The sequence below is a fragment of the Dietzia aerolata genome, from assembly GCF_014144865.1.
Lineage (GTDB): Bacteria > Actinomycetota > Actinomycetes > Mycobacteriales > Mycobacteriaceae > Dietzia > Dietzia aerolata.
Map to the genome: position 1 here is coordinate 1 of NZ_JAALDM010000288.1, position 2,661 is coordinate 2,661.

General features: G+C 67.3%; 3 protein-coding genes. All 3 read left to right on the forward strand.

The features are described from left to right. The first annotated feature begins 287 nt into the window (after positions 1 to 287). Genes G6016_RS15025 through G6016_RS15035 form a run of 3 tightly spaced genes read left to right on the forward strand, consistent with a single transcriptional unit; the run spans position 288 to position 2,474 of the window. Complete coding sequence (locus G6016_RS15025) at positions 288 to 749, forward strand: hypothetical protein (protein ID WP_182633421.1); 462 nt, start codon at positions 288 to 290, stop codon at positions 747 to 749. 49 nt (positions 750 to 798) lie between these two features. Then, the gene (locus G6016_RS15030) at positions 799 to 1,713 is read left to right on the forward strand and encodes an ATP-binding cassette domain-containing protein (protein ID WP_182633422.1); all 915 of its coding nucleotides are present in this window, start codon (positions 799 to 801) and stop codon (positions 1,711 to 1,713) included. After that, positions 1,710 to 2,474, forward strand: a complete 765-nt coding sequence (locus G6016_RS15035; protein ID WP_182633423.1) for an ABC transporter permease subunit — start codon at positions 1,710 to 1,712, stop codon at positions 2,472 to 2,474. The genes G6016_RS15030 and G6016_RS15035 overlap by 4 nt, the downstream gene beginning before the upstream one ends. Positions 2,475 to 2,661: the final 187 nt, after the last annotated feature.

Genomic DNA, 2,661 nt, shown 5'->3' on the forward strand with positions numbered 1-2,661 from the left:
AAGCGTAGTGCCCGCCGCAAGTGCCACCTGCCCGCCACAACTGCCACCTGCCCGCCGCCAGCGGCTGTGGTCCGATGACGCATTCTGAGGCGGTGCTGCGCGCAGGCCTCAAGTCCGCCGATCGACCAGCAGGCTGGGGCATAATCAGGCGGGTGAACCTCAGGAAGAATCCTGTCCCGGAAGCACCGCGAAGTCCGGGAGTGCCGCGACGCCGCGCCCGAGGGACAAGGGCCGCCCCGGTCGTTGTCTCGTCCGCGCTCCTGGCCGCTGTCCTGGGAAGCGGCTGCGTGGTCTCTGAGGTCACCCATACGCAAAACGGCGAGACCGTCACCGAAACCGTAAACGAGGTCCCCAACAGTGAGGACATCGATCCGTGCGGACTGGATGAGTCATTCCTCCGTGAACTCTCCATAGATCCCGCCGACCTTCTTCGAGGTCGTGGGAGCAGTGCCTCACCCACGTGCACCTGGGAGAAGGGGCCGTACAGCGAACCCACTCTCTACTACTGGGTCGAAGGTGAGACACCCGCAAATCCGTCGAACGAGATCAGAGTCCTGGACAGTGGCGTGACAGCCGAGGTCTTTGTCGAGTCTGATGTCTCGACCAGATACATCCTGCGTGCGGACGACCTCACCCTGAACGTCTCCTACTCGGTCGACGCACCCGAGCCGGGGCAGAGCCTCGAACTCACGGCGCAGGAGGGAGTGGCCGCGACGATAGATCAACTCCTGCAGATGTACGGGCGCTGATGAAGGGCGGCCTCCCTGCTGCGTAGCCCGGGCAGGCACACTGGAGCCCATGATCGAGGTACGAAATCTCACCAAACGGTACGGCCCAGCCACCGCCGTCGACGATCTCACCTTCTCGGTGCGACCCGGCGTCGTGACCGGATTCCTCGGGCCCAACGGCGCCGGCAAGTCCACCACGATGCGGATGATCGTCGGCCTGGACACCCCGACCTCGGGAGAAGCACTGGTCAACGGCGTCCCGTTCCGCCAGTTGGACGATCCGGCGCGGACGGTCGGCTGCCTGCTGGACGCCACCTGGACCCACGCCAATCGCTCGGCCGGCTCGCACCTGAAGATGCTCGCCGCCGCGGCCAAGATCCCCAATTCTCGCGTCGACGACGTCCTGGGCCTGGTCGGCCTCACCGACGTCGCCGGCCGCAAGGTGGGCGGCTATTCGCTGGGCATGCGCCAGCGGCTGGGCCTGGCCACCGCCATGCTCGGCGATCCCCAGATCCTCATGTTCGACGAGCCCGTCAACGGCCTCGACCCCGAGGGCATCCTGTGGATCCGCCGGTTCATGCACGCCCGCGCGGCGGAGGGACGCACCGTGCTGGTGTCCTCGCATCTGCTGTCGGAGATGGCGCAGACCGCCCAGGATCTGGTGGTGATCGGCCGCGGCCAGTTGCGTGCCCAGACCTCGGTCGAGGAGTTCCTCTCGGCCGCCCAGTCGTCGGTCATCCTGCGGACACCGCACGTCGACGAGTTCGGGGCGGCGGCCCGCGAGGAGACGATCAACGCCACCTTCGATCCGCAGCAGGGGGTGTTCGTGATCGAGGGCCTGTCGGCCCAGCAGGTCGGTGACTTCTCGGCCAGCATCGGCATCACGATCCACGAGTTGCAGGAGAAGCGGGCGTCGCTGGAGGAGGCCTTCATGGCCCTCACCGATCAGGACGTCGAGTACCACGGTCAGGAGTCCACCCGATGAACCTTCTCAAGTCCGAGTGGATCAAGGTCACCACCACCAAGAGCGCCTACTGGCTGTACGGAATCGGCATCCTGCTGGCCATCGGCATGGCCGCCCTGATCGGCCAGTTCGAGCAGTCCATGGCCGGGGAGCCGATGGCCGGCGAGCCGGGCCCGGGCAGCGACGCACTGTTCGCCATCCTGGGGGTCAGCGCATTCACGGTGCTGCTCGTGTGGATCGCCGCGATCGTGGCCGTGACCGGCGAATACCGGTACCACACCATCCGATCGTCGTTCCTGGTCACGCCCTCGCGGTGGCCGGTGATAGCCGCCAAAACCGGGCTGTTCGTGGTCCTGTCGATGGTGGTGGTCGCCGTCGCCGTCGTCGTCTCTCTTCTCGTGGGCGGCGCATTGTCCGGCAACGAGGCCTGGACACCGTTCTCGGGTGACGGCCTGAATCTGCTGTGGCGATTCCCGGTCTACACCGGCATCGGCACGCTCGCGGTGATCGGGCTGGCGTACATCATGCGCAACGCGGCCGGTACGATCTCGTTGTTCCTGGTGTGGGTGCTGGCAGTCGAGGGCATGATCTCGATGATCCCCAAGGTCGGTCAGGACATCGCGGCGTGGATGCCGTTCGCCAACGGCGACTTCTGGACGCAGGGCGAGCAGGCGCGCGGGTTCGTCACCTGGGGTGAGTGGCCGGCGTTCTTCTGGTACCTCGGCGTCTGTGTGGCGCTGTGGGTCGTGGGGCTGGTCATCACACTGCGCCGGGACGCCTGATCCCCGGCTCGGCGTCGGGGGTCTGACAGACCTCGGCGCCGGGCGATCGGCGCCGTGAGACCGCGGCGCCCCCAGGTGGCGCCGCCCGACGTGAAATGAGTGACGCGAGTTGGCCGCCTTCTCCACCCCTGCCTCCCGGGCGCGGGACGCCGCCGCACGCGCCGAGCGCGTCGAGGCCAGGCGCCGC